The organism is Nonomuraea sp. NPDC003560 (genome assembly GCF_042878785.1).
Taxonomy (GTDB): domain Bacteria; phylum Actinomycetota; class Actinomycetes; order Streptosporangiales; family Streptosporangiaceae; genus Nonomuraea.
In genome coordinates, this window is record NZ_JBIAOF010000001.1 from 61,800 (window position 1) to 77,094 (window position 15,295).

A 15,295-nucleotide genomic window follows, 5' to 3' on the forward strand; every position below is an offset into this window, starting at 1 on the left:
TAACAAGTTCGTGGTCGGAGTGGACTTCGGCACGCTGTCGGGGCGCGCGGTCGTCGTCCGCGTGTCCGACGGCGCGGAGCTGGGCAGCGCCGTCCACGAGTACGCCGAGCGCGTCATCGAGCACACGCTCCCCGGCACCGGCGTGCGGCTCGGCCCCGACTGGGCGCTGCAGTCGCCGCGCGACTGGCTGGACGTGCTGCGCGTGGCCGTGCCCGGGGCCCTGGCCGCCGCCGGGGTCGCCGCCGAGGACGTGATCGGCATCGGCACCGACTTCACCGCCTGCACCGTCCTGCCGACCACGGCCGACGGCACGCCCCTGTGCTTCGAGACGCCCGAGCAGCCGCACGCCTGGCCGAAGTTGTGGAAGCACCACGCCGCCCAGCCGCACGCCGACCGCATCAACGAGCTGGCCGCGCGGCGGGGCGAGAGCTGGCTGCCGCGCTACGGCGGCAAGATCTCCTCGGAGTGGGAGTTCGCCAAGGCCCTGCAGGTCCTGGAGGAGGCCCCCGAGGTGTACGCCAGGGCCGAGCGCTGGATCGAGGCGGCCGACTGGATCGTCTGGCAGCTGTCCGGCGTCGAGAGCCGCAACATCTGCACCGCCGGCTACAAGGGCGTCTTCCAGGACGGGAGCTACCCCTCCGAGGACTTCCTCGCCGCGCTCAACCCGGGCTTCTCCGGCTTCGCCGGCAAACTGGCCACCGGCGTGGTCGGCGACGACGTCGGCGGTGTCACCCTGGCCCCCCTCGGCGGCCTGGCCGGCGTCCTGACGGCGCGGGCGGCCGGGTGGACCGGCCTGCCCGAGGGCATCGCCGTGGCCGTCGGCAACGTGGACGCCCACGTCACCGCCGCCGCCGCGGACGCTGTGCGACCCGGCCAGATGGTGGCCATCATGGGCACCTCCACCTGCCACATCATGCCCAGCGACCGGCTGGCCGAGGTGCCCGGGATGTGCGGTGTCGTCCGGGACGGCATCGTGCCCGGCCTGTGGGGCTACGAGGCCGGCCAGTCCGCCGTCGGCGACATCTTCGCCTGGTACGTCGACGCCTTCGGCACCGACGGCCACGAGCGCCTGACCGAGCTGGCCGAGCGCCAGGCCGTCGGCGCGCACGGGCTGGTCGCGCTCGACTGGTTCGGCGGCAACCGCTCGGTGCTCGTGGACCACGACCTGTCCGGCGTGATCGTCGGCCAGACCCTCGCGACCAGGCCCGAGGACGTCTACCGCGCGCTCATCGAGTCCACCGCGTACGGCGCCCGCATGATCGTCGAGACGTTCGAGAAGTCCGGCGTGCCGGTCGAGGAGTTCGTGGTCGCCGGCGGGCTGCTGAAGAACCGCTTCCTCATGCAGGTCTACGCCGACGTGCTGCGCCGCCCGCTGTCGGTCATCGGCTCCGACCAGGGCCCCGCGCTCGGCTCGGCCGTGCACGCCGCCGTCGCCGCCGGGGCCTACCCGGGCATCGAGGAGGCCGCCGCGGCGATGGGCAAGCGCACGCGGGCGGCGTACGTGCCGGACGAGGCCCGCGCCGACGCCTACGACCGCCTGTACGCCCAGTACCGCGAGCTGCACGACCACTTCGGGGACGGGCGCATGCTGCACACCCTCCGCGCGATCAGGAACGAGGCCGCCAAGTGAACCACGAGGCAATGAGAGCGACCGTCGCCGGGCTGCACGCCGAACTGGTGCACTACGGCCTGGTCGTCTGGACCGCGGGCAACGTCTCGGGCCGCGTCCCGGGCGAGGACCTGTTTGTCATCAAGCCGTCCGGGGTCTCCTACGACGAGCTGACCCCGGAGAACATGGTCGTCTGCGACCTGGACGGCAACCTCGTCGAGGGGGCCCACGCGCCCTCCAGCGACACCGCCGCGCACGCCTACGTCTACCGCGAGATGCCCGAGGTGGGCGGCGTCGTGCACACCCACTCGACCTACGCCTCGGCGTGGGCGGCCCGCGGCGAGGCCATCCCGTGCGTGCTGACGGCCATGGCCGACGAGTTCGGCGGCGAGATCCCGGTCGGCCCGTTCGCGCTGATCGGGGACGACTCCATCGGCCAGGGCGTCGTGCAGACGCTCAAGGGGCACCGCTCGCCGGCCGTCCTCATGCAGAACCACGGCGTCTTCACCATCGGCAAGGACCCCAAGGCCGCCGTCAAGGCCGCCGTGATGTGCGAGGACGTGGCCCGCACCGTCCACGTGTCCAGGCAGCTCGGCACGCCGCTGCCCATCGGCCCGGCCCACGTCGACCGCCTGTACGACCGCTATCAGAACGTCTACGGACAGAGGAGCCCGCGTTGAACATCTGGTTTCTGACCGGCAGCCAGGGACTGTACGGCGAGGACACGCTGAGCCAGGTGGCCGAGCAGTCGCGGCGCATCGCCGAACAGCTTCCCGTGCCCGTGCAGTGGCGGCCCGTGCTGACCGACGCCGCCGCGATCAGGCGCGTCATGCTGGAGGCCAACGCGGACGACGAGTGCGCCGGCGTCATCGCCTGGATGCACACCTTCTCCCCGGCCAAGATGTGGATCGCCGGCCTCGACGCGCTGCGCAAGCCGCTGCTGCACCTGCACACGCAGGCCGACGTCGAGCTGCCGTGGAGCTCCATCGACATGGACTTCATGAACCTCAACCAGGCCGCGCACGGCGACCGCGAGTTCGGGTTCGTGCAGACCCGGCTCGGCGTGCCGCGCAAGACCGTCGCCGGGCACGTCAGCGACCCGGCCGTCGGCGCGCGCGTCGAGGCGTGGGCGCGGGCGGCCAGGGGCGTGGCCGAGGTGCGGGCGCTGCGGCTGGCCCGCTTCGGCGACAACATGCGCGACGTGGCCGTGACCGAGGGGGACAAGGTCGAGGCGCAGCTGCGCTTCGGCGTCTCGGTCAACACCTACGGCGTCAACGAGCTGGTCGAGGCCGTGGACGCGGCCTCCGACGCCGACGTGTCGGCGCTGGTCAAGGAGTACGCCGAGCTGTACCGGGTGGCCCCCGAGCTGCTCGGCGAGCGCCACGAGTCGCTGCGGTACGCCGCCAGGATCGAGCTCGGCCTGCGCGGCTTCCTGGAGCGCGGCGGCTTCCGCGCCTTCACCACGAACTTCGAGGACCTCGGCGGCCTGCGTCAGCTCCCCGGCCTGGCCGTGCAGCGCCTGATGGCCGACGGCTACGGCTTCGGCGGCGAGGGCGACTGGAAGACCTCGGTCCTGCTGCGCACCCTCAAGGCCATGAAGCCGGGCGGCACGTCGTTCATGGAGGACTACACCTACGACCTGACGCCCGGCAACGAGCTCATCCTCGGCGCCCACATGCTGGAGGTCTGCCCGTCCATCGCCGCCGGGACGCCGTCGTGCGAGATCCACCCGCTGAGCATCGGCGGGCGGGAGGACCCGGTGCGGCTGGTGTTCGACGCCGCGCCCGGCCCCGGCATCGTCGTCGGCCTGGCCGACATGGGCGACAGGTTCCGCCTGGTGGCCAACGAGATCGACGTCGTCGCGCCGCCGCAGCCGCTGCCGAAGCTGCCCGTGGCCCGCGCCGTCTGGTCGCCGCGGCCGAACCTGCGCACCTCGACCGAGTCCTGGCTGACCGCCGGGGCGCCGCACCACACCGTGCTGTCCACGGCCGTCGGGCGCGAGGAGCTGACCGACCTGGCCGACATGCTCGGCGTGGAGCTGCTGGTGATCGACAAGGACACCACGACGGCGCAGTTCACCAAGGAACTGCGCTGGAACCAGGCGTACTACCGGCTCGCCCAGGGCTTCTAGTCCTCCGGCGGCTTCTTCGGGGCGTTCCTGCGCTGCTCCTCGGCACGTTCGCGGCAGCGGCGCAGGAACTCGGCGTCGTCGTCGGGGTCGGTGGCGGCGAACCGCCCCGGGCGGTCGTACTCGGGGAACGCGCTCGGGCGCGAGGCCGCCTGCGGGGCGCGTTCCGGACGGCCCGCCACGAGCCAGATGACCGAGCCGACCAGCGGGAACAGCAGGACCACCAGCACCCAAACGATCTTGGGCAGGTTCCTGCAGACCGCGTCCGGCGTGGTGATCACGTCGAAGAGGCAGTAGAGCCACAACACGAGGGTGGCCAGGCCCATGGCCTCGGACAGATACAGCACGGGGCCGAACGTAGTGACGGGCGGGGGAGTCGGCAAGGGAAACCGGATGAATAGGGTGAAGCCGTGATGTTGACCAACTGGGCGGGCAACACCGCCTTCCGGGCGCGGGCCGTCCACCGTCCCGCCTCGCTCGACGAGCTGCGCGGCCTGGTGGCCGAGAGCGACCGGGTGCGGGCCCTGGGCAGCGGTCATTCCTTCAACGACGTCGCCGACACCACCGGCGACCTCGTCGTGCTCGACCGCATGCCCGCGACGGTCGAGATCGACAGCGCGGCGCGCAAGGTCCGGGTCGCGGCCGGCACCACGTACGCGCGGCTGGCCGAGGCGGTGCACGCGGCCGGGTTCGCGCTGGAGAACATGGCCTCGCTGCCGCACATCTCGGTCGCCGGCTCGGTCGCGACCGGCACGCACGGCTCCGGCGACGCCAACCGCTGCCTGGCCGCCGCCGTGTCCGGGCTGGAGCTGGTCACCGCCGACGGCTCGCTGCTGTCCTTGTCGCGCGGGGACGACGACTTCGCCGGCGCGGTCGTCTCGCTGGGCGCCCTCGGCGTCGTCCACACGCTGACGCTCGACCTCGTACCGGCCTTCGAGCTGCGCCAGTACGTCCGCGAGGGCCTGACGCCCGACGCGCTCGACGGATTCGACGACATCATGGCGAACGGCTACAGCGTCAGCCTGTTCACCGACTGGCGCGACACCCGGATCTGGCTCAAGCGCCACGAGGAGTTCACCGCCGGCTCCTGGCACGGCACCCGCCCCGCCCCCGAACCCCGCCACCCGCTGCCCGGGATGCCCGCCGACGCCTGCACCACGCAGCTCGGCGTGCCGGGCCCCTGGCACGAGCGGCTGCCGCACTTCCGGCCCGACGCCCCGCCGAGCGGCGCCGGCGACGAGCTCCAGTCGGAGTTCCTGCTGCCCCGCGCGCACGCGGTCGCCGCGCTGCGCGAGCTGTACGCCGTCGGCGACCGCGTCCGCCCGGCCTTGCAGATCTCGGAGGTGCGCACGATCGCCGCCGACGACCTGTGGCTCAGCCCCTTCCGCGACCGCGACAGCGTCGGCGTGCACTTCACCTGGATCAGGGACGTCGCCACCGTGCTCCCGGCGATCGACCTGGTCGAGCGGACGCTCGCGCCCTTCGACCCGCGGCCCCACTGGGGCAAGCTGTTCACCCGCCGCCCCGGCTGCCCCGCCGGCTTCCGCGAGCTGGCCGGGCGGCTGGACCCGGCGGGCAAGTTCGCCAACGACTTCGTCCGGCTACTGCCGGAGGAGTAGCGGCCCGCGCCGGGCATGCGCCCGCCGTCGTAGCGGGCCACCGGTCCGGCGGACGATGTGCCGGCCGGGTCGTCGCGGCATCGTGGAGCGCATGACCGATCACCCGTTCAGATTCGGGGCCGTCGCCGGTTACGCCCCCACCGCGCAGGCCTGGACCGGGCTGGCCCGCAGGGTCGAGAGCCTGGGCTTCGCCACCCTGCTCGTCCCCGACACGCTCGGGACGCTGTCGCCGTTCGCCGCCGCGGCCGCGGCCGCCGCCGTCACCACGACGTTGCGCGTCGGCACGTACGTGATCAGCGCCCCGTACCGCACGCCCGAGACCGTCGCCTGGGAGACCGCCACCCTGCACACCCTCACCGGCGGACGCTTCGAGCTGGGGCTGGGCGCCGGCCGTCCGGGCGCCGAGCAGGACGCGGCGGCGCTCGGCGTGCCGTTCGGCACCCCGGCCGAGCGCGTGGCACGCCTGGCCGCGACGATCGACGCGGTCAAGGACGTGCCGATCCTGGTCGCCGCGACGGGCGCGCGCGTGCTGGGGCTGGCCGCGCGCACGGCCGACACGGTGGCGCTCGGCGTGCCGCCGCAGCACACCGAGGACCAGGTCGCCGCCAAGCTGGACGAGCTGTACGAGCTGGCCGGCGACCGCTTCCACGACCTGGAGCTCGGCATGAACCTGGTGGCCGCCGGCGGCGAGCCGCCCGCCTGGCTGGCCGGCCGCTTCGGCCCGCTCGGCCCCGAGGCCACCGGCCTGCTCACCGGCACCCCCGACGAGATGGCCGACGTCCTGCGGCGGCGCAGGGACCGGCTCGGGATCTCGTACGTGACGGTGAACGCCCAGTTCATCGACGCCTTCGCGCCCGTCGTGGAACGTCTGGCCGGTACCTGACGGAAACTGACAGGTAAGACCGGCAGGATGTCTCCCATGACCGCACAGGGAACCTTCGACACCGCCGGCTGGGACGCCAAGCCGCCCTTCGACGACCGCGACGGCGTCGCGCTCGGCCTCGTCAGCATGACCAAGACCTTCCACGGCGACCTGACCGGGACGAGCGTCGTCCATCTGATGGTGGCCTCGACCCCGGTGGAGGACTCGCGCGCCTACGTGGCGCTGGAACGCATCGAAGGCACCTTGGAGGGCCGGAAGGGCGGCTTCGTCGTGGCGCACCAGGCGCTGAGCGACCGCGGAGGCCAGTCGCTCACCATCACGATCGTGCCCGACTCGGGCGTCGGCGAGCTGACCGGCATCACGGGACGGATGAACATCATCATCGCCCCGGACGGCTCGCACTCCTACACCCTGGACTACGAGCTGCGGGAGAGGAAGTGACCCGGGCGAACACCCGGGTGGATGAGGGGTGGAGCTATGGGGATTCGAACCCCAGACCTCCTCCATGCCATGGAGGCGCGCTACCAACTGCGCCATAGCCCCTTGCTGCGGTCACAAGTGTATCGGACTCCGGGACCCGCCACACACATGCGCGTACCAGGCATACGCTGAGTCAAATCTTGCTACTCTCCGTGCCATGTCCAGCGTGCAGGCCGTCCCGTTGACCCCGCGGTGCGCGAAGATCCTCGCCGCTCGTGAGCATGCCGTCGTCGAGGTCAGCGCGTTCAACGGGTTCTTCACCCTGCGGGCCATCCGCAGCCTGCTGGAGTGGGCGACCCGCACGTTCACCGGTGTGCACGTGCTCGTGCCGGGCGTCGAGCTGGCCGGCACGCTGGTCGCGCGCGGGCTGCCGTCCGGGGCGGCGCTGATCAAGGCGCGGTCGGCGGCCAACAACACGCGCAACCGGGTGATCCGGGTGCTCGAAGGCATGGGCGCGGCCAACGCCACCGTCTTCGACTGGAACGAGCTGGCCGGCAACCGCGCCTACCGGCGCTCCCGGCGGGAGCTGGAGCGGCTGGCCGCCAAGGACGCCGCGTTCCGCGCCCGGTGCGTGGCGGCGGTGCTGCCGAGCGTCGGCGGCCAGGAGCTCACCCCCGAGCAGGCCGCGAACGCGCTGCCGTTCCTGCTGGCCGGGCTGCCGCTGGTGCTGAACAGCCCGGCGATCCTGCGCACGGGCTCGTCGGTGTTCTGCCACCCCGAGCCCATGCCGCTGGTGGGGGAGCTCTACGCGGGCACACTGCCCGTCTCGCGCTCGCCCCACCAGGGCTTCGTCGCCTCCCGGCCGGCCCCCGACCCCGCCTGACTCCCGGTCGGCGGTCAGCCGACCGAGCGGGCCTTGTCGATCAGGGTGACCAGCTCGGCGACCATCGGGTCCTCCGAGGTCCGCGCCAGGCGCCCGGCGTGCTCGCGCAGCGCCGGCAGGTCCAGGCCGAACGCCTTCCTGTCGCGCAGGTAGACCGCGAAGGCCGCGACCACCACGTCCACCTGCAGCCGGACCGGCGTACCGGTCCAGATCGAGGCGTTCAGCTCGTCGGCCCGCAGCGACTTGCCGGCCTCGGAGGCCGCCCGGGTGTCGGGGTCCTGCCAGCGCACGGTCGCCTGGGCGAGCTGGCCCCGCGCGCCCGGCTTGAGGTGCAGGGCGTACAGGGCCGTGACCGAGTGGCCGGGGCCGATCTCGCCGCCGTCGCGGCTGTCGTCACGGAACTCCTCGGCCGACATCGCGCGGTTCTCGTAGCCGATGAGCTGGTAGCTCTCGACGACCGAGGGGTTGAAGACGACCTGCGCCTTGGCGTCGCGGGCCCGTACCTCGATGGTGGCCGGGAGCTGGGTGGTGAAGACCTTCTCGGCCTCCTGCTCGGAGTCCACGTAGACGGCCATGCCGTCGCCGTTGTCGGCCAGCTGCTCCATCAGCTCGTCGCCGTAGTCGCGGCCGACGCCGACGGTGAGCAGCGTGACCTGCTTGCCCGCGTACTCCTTGACCTGCTCCACGATGGACCGCCACTCGGTGTCGCCCTGGTTGGCCAGGCCGTCGGAGAGCAGGACGACCCGGTTCGTGGCGGCGGCCCGGAACGCCTGCGACGCCTCCCGGTACCCGGCCAGGACGCCGCTCTGCAGGTTCGTGCCGCCGGCGGTGTCCAGCTCGTCCACCGCGGCGTGGAGCTGGCTCCTGGCGGTGAGCGGCGTCATGGAGGCCAGCACCTCCGCCTCGTCGCTGAACGCCACGAGCGACACCTGGTCGCCGGGCGCGAGCTGGTCGAGCAGCTTGTGCAGGGCCGACTTGACCAGGTCGAGGCGGCCGGTCTCGGCCATCGAGCCGGAGACGTCGACCACGAACGTGAGGTTGGCCGGGCGGCGCGCGGCCGAGTCGGAGGCGCGGGTCTGCAGGCCCACGCGGAGCACGGCCTCGTCGCGGCCGGGCAGCCGGGCGCCGTCCACGTGCACGGCGAAGCCGTCGTCGGAGGGCTGCGCGTAGTCCTGCCCGAAGGCGTTGACCCACTCCTCGGGGCGGATCTCGCCGGGCGCGGGCCAGCGCCCTTCCTGGAGCGTACGGCGGGCGTAGCCGTACGAGGCGGTGTCCACGTCCAGGGCGAAGGTGGAGATCTGCGCCTTGGTCGTGTCCTGCTCGGATTCCTGGGTGCCGGCCGGGGACGCGCTCGGCGCGGGTTGACGCTGTGTGTCGGACAGGGGGGCCCGCGCGGCGCTGCCGGTGGACGATCCGCCGGAGCCGCCGCACGCGGCGAGTCCGAGAAGCGCGGCGAGCCCGACGCTGACGGCCAGGGGACGAACGGCTAAGGGGCGACATCTCATCACAACCACCTCCGCGTCCTATGACGGAGATCCGTGTGGCAGCGGCCGGGCCGGAGACGCAAGCGAGCACAAACCGCGATCGTCACGTGATCAGTTGTGACAGATCCGGATCGATGAGGTGGGCGGGGATGTGCGCCGCGGACGGTCGCGCGGGCCTGGAGGAGGCCGCCGTCGCCCCGCCGTTACCGGCCGTCGCCCGGTCGTTATCGGCCTTCGCCCCGCCCGTCGCCCGGTTGTCGCCTGGTTGTCGGGCCGGTCGTCGGCCGGTCGCGTCACCAGTGCAGCAGGAGCAGTTCGGCGGAGAAGCCGGGCCCCAGGGCCATCAGGACGGCGGGGCGCCCGGGGTGCCCGCGGGTCTCCTGGAGCACGTGGAGCACCGAGACCGACGACAGGTTCCCGTACGTCCGCAGCGACCGCCAGGTCACGTCCAGGGCCCTGGGATCGAGGTCGAGGCTCTGCACGATCTTGTCGATGACCTTGGGGCCGCCGGGGTGGCAGATCCACGTCGGCACCTGGTCGGGGGTCAGGCCGTAGTCGGCCAGGAAGGCCCTGATGTCGTCGGCCAGCACCTGGTCCACGAAGTGGGTGAGGTCGGCGTCGAGCACGATGTGGAAGCCGTGGTCGCCCACCTCCCATCCCATCAGGTGCTCGGTGTCGGGGTAGAGCCTGCTGCGGGTGGCGACGACCTCGGGGCCCCGGCCGCGCCCGGTGGCCACGACGGCCGCCGCGCCGTCCCCGAACAGGCCGCTGGCGATCATGTTGGCGATCGAGGAGTCGTCGCGCTGGATGGTCAGCGAGCACAGCTCCACGCAGACCAGCACGGCGGCGTGGTCCGGCCAGCCGCGCAGATAGTCGTGCAGGCGCGACAGGCCCGAGGCCCCGGCGGCGCAGCCGAGGCCGAACACGGGCACCCGCTTGACGTCGCCGCGCAGCCCGAGGCGCTGGGCGAGCCTGGCGTCCAGCGAGGGCGTGGCCAGGCCGGTGGTCGAGCAGAACAGCAGGTGGTCGATCTTCCCCGGCGGCACGTCGGCCTTTTCGAGGGCGCCTCGGACGGCCTGTTCGCCCAGGTCGAGGGCGATCTCGACGTACATGGCGTTGGCGCGGGCGAAGGAGTCGAGCTTGGTGTAGCCGTCCAGCGGGAGTGCGAGGTTGCGGCCCACGACGCCGGTGGCCGCGTGGAAGCGCCGCAGCAACTCCTCGTCGCAGTCCGTCAGACGGGAGAACGCTTCGGTGATCTCCGCCTGCTCGTAGCGGTGATCGGGGAAAACGGTCTCTACCCCCGAAATATGCATATATCACTCCTGCCGCAGGGAGCGGAGCGCTAACCTGCTGGCGCCGGATATGGGCGGTTAATATGCGTATGTGCCGCTTCCGACCTCCGGCCGACCGCCCTCGACCTCCGCCGCCCCGCTTCCGGCCCCCGCCCGGCCGCCGGTTCCGCCTCCGGTTCCGCTGTCGGTTCCCGCCCGGTTGCCCACGGTCGCCGTGCTGGCCTTCGACGGGATGGCGCCGTTCGAGCTGGGGTGCGTCGTGGAGTTCTTCGGGCTGCCCCGGCCCGAGCTGGACGTCCCCTGGTACGACCTCAAGGTGTGCGCCGAGACCGCCGAGCCGCTGCGCGTGGTCGGCGGGTTCACCATGCAGGCCGCGCACGGGCTCGACGTCTTGGCGGGGGCCGGGACGGTGATCGTGCCCGGCGTGGCCGACGTCCGGGGCGAGGTCTCGGGCGAGCTGGTCGAGGCGCTGCGCCTGGCCCACGGCCGGGGCGCCCGGATGGTGTCGATCTGCTCCGGCGCGTTCGCGCTGGCCGCCGCCGGCCTCCTGGACGGCCGCGAGGCCACCACCCACTGGAGGTACGCCGACCTGCTCCAGCGGCGCTTCCCCGCCGTCCGCGTCAACCCCTCGGTCCTGTACGTGGACGGCGGCGACGTGCTGACCAGCGCGGGCAGCGCCGCCGGCCTCGACCTGCTCGTCCACCTGGTACGCAACGACCACGGGCCGAACGTGGCCAACGCGGTCGCCCGCCGCCTGGTCGTCCCGCCGCACCGGGAGGGCGGTCAGGCCCAGTTCATCGAGGCCGCCGTCACGCCCGTGGCCGACGACGGCGGCGTGGCCAGGGCGATGGGGTGGGCGCTCGACCACCTGGCCGAGCCGATCGGCGTGGCGGACCTGGCCGCGGTGGCGCACATGTCGCAACGCTCGTTCATCAGGCACTTCAAGCGGCAGACCGGGACCAGCCCGCTGCGGTGGGTGATCTCGCAGCGGGTGGCGGCGAGCCTGCCGATGCTGGAGACGACGGCGGTGCCGGTGGAGGAGATCGGGGCGGCGGTCGGGTTCGAGAGCCCGGCGACGTTCCGCCACCACTTCACCCGCGCGATGCACACCTCGCCCTCCGCCTACCGCCGCGCCTTCGGCCCCTGACTCAACCCGTCGCCGTCTGGCCGGGGCGGGGGAGAAGGCCGTCCACCAGCGCGCGCAACCCCAGCTCGTAGGTGTCCTCGGCGGTGAGCTCGGCCCAGCGGCCGCCCAGTTCGGCCAGGCGGGGCAGGGCGGCCGGGTCGAGGCCGGCGAAGACCTGGTCGCGGTAGGTCGGCCCGCCCTCCTCGCGCCTGCGCCCGGCCGCCGCGCGGACGGCGATCTCGCCCGCCGTGTAGTGCCAGATGATCCGGTAGAGGTGCACGGCGCGCTCGGCCGTCAGGCCCGCGCCGAGGGCCGCGTCGATGATCTTCTCCGGGTACCACAGCGCGCCGACCGCGAGCAGGTCGTCGGCGCGCAGCACGTCCACCGCCCAGGGGCAGCCGGCCACCGCGTCGCGCATGGCCAGGGCCACCGCGACCACCCGTTCGCGCGGGTCGGCGGGCAGGTCGGGGCGCGGCAGCCCGGCCGCGTACTCGTCGAGCAGGAGCAGCAGCAGCTCCTCCTTGTCGCGGACGTGGTGGTAGAGCGCCATCGGCGTGCTGCCGACCTCCTTGGCCAGCCTGCGCATGGTCAGCCCGCCGACGCCGTCGGCCTCGATGACCCGGTGCGCCGCTGCCACGATGTCCGCCCGCGAGATCCGGGGCGGCCTTCCAGTGCGTGCGGGCATGCCGTCATGTTACTTTCTATACATGTATAAAAAGACATCTCCCTGGACGGCGGTGGTGGTCCTGGCGTTCGCGGTCGCCGTCGGGTCACTCCAGATGACCGTCGTCGTCCCGATGCTCCCGCTGCTCCAGAGGCAGTTCGGCGCGTCACCCACCTCCGTCTCCTGGACGCTCACCGCCGGCCTGCTGTCCGGCGCGGTCGCGATCCCGCTGCTGTCCCGGCTCGGCGACATGTACGGCCGCCGCCCGGTCGCCCTGTCCGCGCTCGCCCTGCTCGTCGCAGGTGCGGCGGTCGCCGCGCTGTCCGGCGCGCTCGGCGCGGTCGTCGCCGGACGGGTGCTCCAGGGCGTGTCCGCCGCGCTGCTCCCGCTGGCCATGGGGCTGGCCAGGCAGGCGGTCCCCGCCCACCGGCTGGCCACGGCGATCGGCGTGCTGAGCGCCACGATCGGCGTGGGCAGCGGCGGCGGCATGATCCTGGCCGGGCTGGTCGGCGGCGACCACCGGGCCATGTTCTGGATCCTGGCGGCGCTGGGCGCGCTGAGCTTCGTGCTGGTGGCGGCGCTGGTGCGGGAGGCCGTGCCGGCCGGGCGGGCGGGGCGTCCCGACCTGGTGGGGGCCGTGCTCGTCGCCGGCTGGCTGGTCTGCCTGCTGCTCGCGATCAGCAAGGGCGGCGCCTGGGGCTGGACGTCGCCGCCGACGTTGGGCCTGCTCGCGGGGGCGGTCGTGCTCGCGGTGGCGTGGGTGGTCACGGCCCGGCGCACCGCCGCGCCGCTGATCGAGATCCCCATGCTGCTGCACCGGGGCACGGTGGGGGCCACGGTGGCCTCGTTCCTCATCGGGTTCGCGCTGTTCGGGGCGATCACCACGCTGTCGGCGGTCGCCCAGGGCAACCTCGGGGCCTCGGTGCTGCAGGTGGGGCTGTACCTGCTGCCGACCACGGTGCTGATGCTCGCCGTCTCGATGCTGGCCGGGCCGCTGATGCGGCGCTTCCCGGCCGCGGCGCTGGTCTCCGGCGGCTCCGCGCTGGTCACCGCCGCCGCGGTGTGGCTGGTGGTCTTCCGCGACACCGCCGCCGACCTGTACGGGGCCGCCGCCGTCCTGGGCCTCGGCGTCGGCCTGGTGTACGCGGCGCTCGGCACGATGGCCGTCGAGCACGTCGAACCGGCCAAGACCGCCGCGGCCGGAGGCGTGAACGCGCTGGTCAGGGTCGTGGGCAGCAGCCTGGCCGGAGCCGTCGGCGCGGCCGTGTCGGCCGCCGGGGGAGCGGGCTGGAGCTTCGGCGTCGCCGCCGGGGCCGCCCTGCTGGCCGCCGTGTTCGCGGCCGTCCACCGGGCGAGGGCGGTGGCGTGGGCATGAGCGCGGAACAGCGCCTGATCGCGTGGGGCGACGAACTGGTGAAGCTGCACGACGGCTTCCGGCGGGAGCTGGCACGTCTGCGGGCCGGCGGCGAGGGGTTCGACCTGCGCACGCACTGCCTGGCCTTCTGCGCCGCCCTGCACGCCCACCACGAGGGCGAGGACGCGGTGCTGTTCCCGCACCTGGCCGCCGAGCGTCCCGAGCTGGCCGACGTCCTGGCCCGGCTGGGCGCCGAGCACCGCGTGGTGGCCCGGCTGGTGGCCCGCGTCCGCGACCTGGCCGGCACGGACGCGAGCGCGGGCGACGAGCTCGACCGGCTGGCCGCCGAGCTGGAGGCCCACCTGGACTACGAGGAGGAACAGCTCGTCCCGCTGCTGAACGGCATGACCTCGATGCCCGAGAACCTCTGAGCCCGCCGCCCGTCGTCAGCGGGTGACGGGCGGGTTGAAGCGGTGGAGTTCCGGCGGGGTCCAGCCCGCCCCGACCGTGCCGTCCACCTCCGTGTACGCGGTCAGCTCGAACCGCACCGACCGTTGCTCCGCGGCCCAGTCCACCTCCGCCCGGCCGGTCAGGTGAAGGGTCCGGCCGGCGTCCCAGTCGACGAACAGCAGCCCGGCGGCCGGGTCGAGCTCCAGGTTGCCGAGCGTCATGTACATCGAGTTGCCGACGTAGTCCGGGAACTCCAGCGACCCCGGCCCGCTCACCCGGACGAACCCCGGGTTGCCGCCCCGGTGGGAGACGTCGGCCCCCAGCCCCGCGGCGCGGGTGGCGATGAAGAACGTGTCGGCCCGCTCGATCCACTCGACGTGGCCCGGCGCGAGCCGCGTCCCGCCGCCGACGACCTCCGGGACGCCGGGCGCGGCGGTGGGCTCGCGCGCCTGGATGTACTTGGGGCAGTTGGCGTACACCTGCTCCGTCCAGATCACCAGGCCGCCGCCCGCCTGGACGGCGGTGCCGTTCACGCGCATCCGGCGCCGGGTGCGCGGCTCGATGGCCAGCAGCCCGATGTCGCGTTCCGCCGTGAACAGGCCGCGCAGCGGCGCCGCGGGCAGGGCGCGGACGGTGATCGTGCGGTCGTCGTCGGCGTCGGCGAACCCCGGCTGCCCGGTCAGCACGTCGGCCCACACCTGGCCGAGGTCGTCGGCCGCGCCCGCGACCAGCAGGTGCTGGGCCCGCAGGAACGCGGCGGCCACCTCGGGGATCTCGGGACGGGTGCGCGAGCTGCCGAGCGCGCCCGGCGTCCGCACCCCGGCGCGGGCCTGGACGGCGATCTCCCCCGGATGTCTCATTTAGAAGAATCCGCAGGTGGGAGCGCCGGCCGTGGGAGCGGGACGGTCGCCCGCGGCGCCAGGGGCGGAGATCTCCAGCCGGATGCCGTCGGGGTCCTCGAAGAACACGCCGCCGGAGGAGGCGCCCTCGCCGTGCGGGACCACGCCGTCGTGGTGCAGCTTCGCGCCGATCTCCCTGATGACCTGCTCGGCCCTGCGCACCGCGTCGAGGTCCTCGACCTGGAAGGACAGGTGGTGCAGGCCGGGCAGGGCGGTGGGGAAGCGGCCGTCGCTCTGCTGCCAGAGCGTGACGACGAGCTTCCCGTCCTGGGCGAGGAGGGCGTAGCGGCGGCCGTCCTCGGCGGACTCGTGGGCGACGGTGAAGCCGAAGACGCGGCCGTAGAACTCCTTCGACCTGTCGAGGTCGGTGACGTTGAGCCCGACGTGCCCGGTCCGGAATGACATGCGACTCTCCTCGTCTAACGGTTGCACGACTGATTGGCCGTTAGAAATCAATATAACGGCAAAAGTGGGTCGTTGGCGT

General features: G+C 73.2%; 16 protein-coding genes and 1 tRNA gene. 10 read left to right on the plus strand and 7 right to left on the minus strand.

Going from position 1 to position 15,295, the window contains the following annotated elements; all coding sequences use genetic code 11:
* Positions 1 to 10 precede the first annotated feature (10 nt).
* From araB to araA, 3 genes are read left to right on the plus strand one after another with little or no spacing between them, the layout of a single operon-like run.
* Complete coding sequence (gene araB / locus ACFYUV_RS00330; RefSeq protein WP_387665253.1) at positions 11 to 1,630, plus strand: ribulokinase; 1,620 nt, start codon at positions 11 to 13, stop codon at positions 1,628 to 1,630.
* 11 nt (positions 1,631 to 1,641) lie between these two features.
* The gene (locus tag ACFYUV_RS00335) at positions 1,642 to 2,289 is read left to right on the plus strand and encodes an L-ribulose-5-phosphate 4-epimerase (protein WP_387663448.1); all 648 of its coding nucleotides are present in this window, start codon (positions 1,642 to 1,644) and stop codon (positions 2,287 to 2,289) included.
* Positions 2,286 to 3,740 carry an L-arabinose isomerase gene (gene araA / locus ACFYUV_RS00340; RefSeq protein WP_358284047.1) on the plus strand — a complete coding sequence of 485 codons (1,455 nt, stop codon included), beginning with the start codon at positions 2,286 to 2,288 and terminating at the stop codon, positions 3,738 to 3,740. Before ACFYUV_RS00335 ends, araA begins: the two co-directional genes overlap by 4 nt.
* Here the strand turns inward: araA and ACFYUV_RS00345 are convergent.
* A complete protein-coding gene (locus ACFYUV_RS00345) occupies positions 3,737 to 4,084 on the minus strand; it encodes a PLDc N-terminal domain-containing protein (protein WP_387663450.1) in 348 nt (115 codons plus the stop codon). The two genes, araA and ACFYUV_RS00345, sit on opposite strands and share 4 nt — an antisense overlap.
* A 66-nt stretch (positions 4,085 to 4,150) precedes the next feature.
* Between ACFYUV_RS00345 and ACFYUV_RS00350 the strand changes: the two genes are divergently transcribed.
* The 3 genes from ACFYUV_RS00350 to ACFYUV_RS00360 all read left to right on the plus strand — a co-directional run bounded on the left by ACFYUV_RS00350 (position 4,151) and on the right by ACFYUV_RS00360 (position 6,680).
* Entirely contained in the window at positions 4,151 to 5,356 is a 1,206-nt protein-coding gene (locus ACFYUV_RS00350) for an FAD-binding protein (protein WP_387663452.1), read from the plus strand.
* Between the two features lie 91 nt (positions 5,357 to 5,447).
* Positions 5,448 to 6,239 (plus strand): LLM class flavin-dependent oxidoreductase, encoded by a 792-nt coding sequence (locus ACFYUV_RS00355; RefSeq protein ID WP_387663454.1) that lies wholly within the window; start codon positions 5,448 to 5,450, stop codon positions 6,237 to 6,239.
* A gap of 36 nt (positions 6,240 to 6,275) precedes the next feature.
* On the plus strand, positions 6,276 to 6,680 hold the full coding sequence (locus ACFYUV_RS00360) for a DUF3224 domain-containing protein (RefSeq protein WP_387663456.1): 405 nt from the start codon (positions 6,276 to 6,278) through the stop codon (positions 6,678 to 6,680).
* Positions 6,681 to 6,709: 29 nt separating this feature from the next.
* Here ACFYUV_RS00360 and ACFYUV_RS00365 read toward each other — a convergent pair.
* Positions 6,710 to 6,782, minus strand: a tRNA-Ala gene (locus ACFYUV_RS00365).
* A gap of 94 nt (positions 6,783 to 6,876) precedes the next feature.
* Between ACFYUV_RS00365 and ACFYUV_RS00370 the strand changes: the two genes are divergently transcribed.
* The gene (locus tag ACFYUV_RS00370) at positions 6,877 to 7,542 is read left to right on the plus strand and encodes a tRNA-dependent cyclodipeptide synthase (RefSeq protein ID WP_358284056.1); all 666 of its coding nucleotides are present in this window, start codon (positions 6,877 to 6,879) and stop codon (positions 7,540 to 7,542) included.
* Positions 7,543 to 7,556: 14 nt separating this feature from the next.
* Here the strand turns inward: ACFYUV_RS00370 and ACFYUV_RS00375 are convergent, their stop codons facing one another.
* Positions 7,557 to 9,047 carry a von Willebrand factor type A domain-containing protein gene (locus tag ACFYUV_RS00375; protein ID WP_387663459.1) on the minus strand — a complete coding sequence of 497 codons (1,491 nt, stop codon included), beginning with the start codon at positions 9,045 to 9,047 and terminating at the stop codon, positions 7,557 to 7,559.
* 272 nt (positions 9,048 to 9,319) lie between these two features.
* A complete protein-coding gene (locus ACFYUV_RS00380) occupies positions 9,320 to 10,339 on the minus strand; it encodes a 3-oxoacyl-[acyl-carrier-protein] synthase III C-terminal domain-containing protein (RefSeq protein ID WP_358284061.1) in 1,020 nt (339 codons plus the stop codon).
* A 178-nt stretch (positions 10,340 to 10,517) separates the two neighbouring features.
* Here ACFYUV_RS00380 and ACFYUV_RS00385 point away from each other — a divergent pair, with 178 nt between their 5' ends.
* A complete protein-coding gene (locus ACFYUV_RS00385; RefSeq protein ID WP_387665256.1) occupies positions 10,518 to 11,465 on the plus strand; it encodes a helix-turn-helix domain-containing protein in 948 nt (315 codons plus the stop codon).
* 1 nt (position 11,466) lies between these two features.
* On the opposite strand, the gene ACFYUV_RS00390 is transcribed toward ACFYUV_RS00385, so the two are convergent.
* Positions 11,467 to 12,129 carry a TetR/AcrR family transcriptional regulator gene (locus ACFYUV_RS00390; RefSeq protein WP_387663461.1) on the minus strand — a complete coding sequence of 221 codons (663 nt, stop codon included), beginning with the start codon at positions 12,127 to 12,129 and terminating at the stop codon, positions 11,467 to 11,469.
* Between the two features lie 22 nt (positions 12,130 to 12,151).
* Here ACFYUV_RS00390 and ACFYUV_RS00395 point away from each other — a divergent pair, with 22 nt between their 5' ends.
* Positions 12,152 to 13,483 carry an MFS transporter gene (locus tag ACFYUV_RS00395; RefSeq protein ID WP_387663463.1) on the plus strand — a complete coding sequence of 444 codons (1,332 nt, stop codon included), beginning with the start codon at positions 12,152 to 12,154 and terminating at the stop codon, positions 13,481 to 13,483.
* On the plus strand, positions 13,480 to 13,893 hold the full coding sequence (locus tag ACFYUV_RS00400; RefSeq protein ID WP_387663465.1) for a hemerythrin domain-containing protein: 414 nt from the start codon (positions 13,480 to 13,482) through the stop codon (positions 13,891 to 13,893). The genes ACFYUV_RS00395 and ACFYUV_RS00400 overlap by 4 nt, the downstream gene beginning before the upstream one ends.
* 15 nt (positions 13,894 to 13,908) lie before the next feature.
* Here ACFYUV_RS00400 and ACFYUV_RS00405 read toward each other — a convergent pair whose 3' ends face one another.
* Both ACFYUV_RS00405 and ACFYUV_RS00410 read right to left on the minus strand, forming a co-directional pair.
* Positions 13,909 to 14,772 (minus strand): pyridoxamine 5'-phosphate oxidase family protein, encoded by an 864-nt coding sequence (locus ACFYUV_RS00405; RefSeq protein WP_387663467.1) that lies wholly within the window; start codon positions 14,770 to 14,772, stop codon positions 13,909 to 13,911.
* Positions 14,773 to 15,216: a VOC family protein gene (locus ACFYUV_RS00410; RefSeq protein ID WP_364329419.1), complete on the minus strand. Its 444-nt coding sequence runs from the start codon at positions 15,214 to 15,216 to the stop codon at positions 14,773 to 14,775.
* Positions 15,217 to 15,295 lie beyond the last annotated feature (79 nt).

Coding starts and splice junctions, on each gene's coding strand:
- ACFYUV_RS00335 (WP_387663448.1), top strand. CDS start 1,642: ATGAGAGCGACCGTCGCCGGGCTGCACGCCGAACTGGTGCACTACGGC.
- ACFYUV_RS00350 (WP_387663452.1), top strand. CDS start 4,151: ATGTTGACCAACTGGGCGGGCAACACCGCCTTCCGGGCGCGGGCCGTC.
- ACFYUV_RS00355 (WP_387663454.1), top strand. CDS start 5,448: ATGACCGATCACCCGTTCAGATTCGGGGCCGTCGCCGGTTACGCCCCC.
- ACFYUV_RS00360 (WP_387663456.1), top strand. CDS start 6,276: ATGACCGCACAGGGAACCTTCGACACCGCCGGCTGGGACGCCAAGCCG.
- ACFYUV_RS00370 (WP_358284056.1), top strand. CDS start 6,877: ATGTCCAGCGTGCAGGCCGTCCCGTTGACCCCGCGGTGCGCGAAGATC.
- ACFYUV_RS00375 (WP_387663459.1), bottom strand. CDS start 9,047: ATGAGATGTCGCCCCTTAGCCGTTCGTCCCCTGGCCGTCAGCGTCGGG.
- ACFYUV_RS00380 (WP_358284061.1), bottom strand. CDS start 10,339: ATGCATATTTCGGGGGTAGAGACCGTTTTCCCCGATCACCGCTACGAG.
- ACFYUV_RS00390 (WP_387663461.1), bottom strand. CDS start 12,129: ATGCCCGCACGCACTGGAAGGCCGCCCCGGATCTCGCGGGCGGACATC.
- ACFYUV_RS00395 (WP_387663463.1), top strand. CDS start 12,152: ATGTATAAAAAGACATCTCCCTGGACGGCGGTGGTGGTCCTGGCGTTC.
- ACFYUV_RS00400 (WP_387663465.1), top strand. CDS start 13,480: ATGAGCGCGGAACAGCGCCTGATCGCGTGGGGCGACGAACTGGTGAAG.
- ACFYUV_RS00405 (WP_387663467.1), bottom strand. CDS start 14,772: ATGAGACATCCGGGGGAGATCGCCGTCCAGGCCCGCGCCGGGGTGCGG.
- ACFYUV_RS00410 (WP_364329419.1), bottom strand. CDS start 15,216: ATGTCATTCCGGACCGGGCACGTCGGGCTCAACGTCACCGACCTCGAC.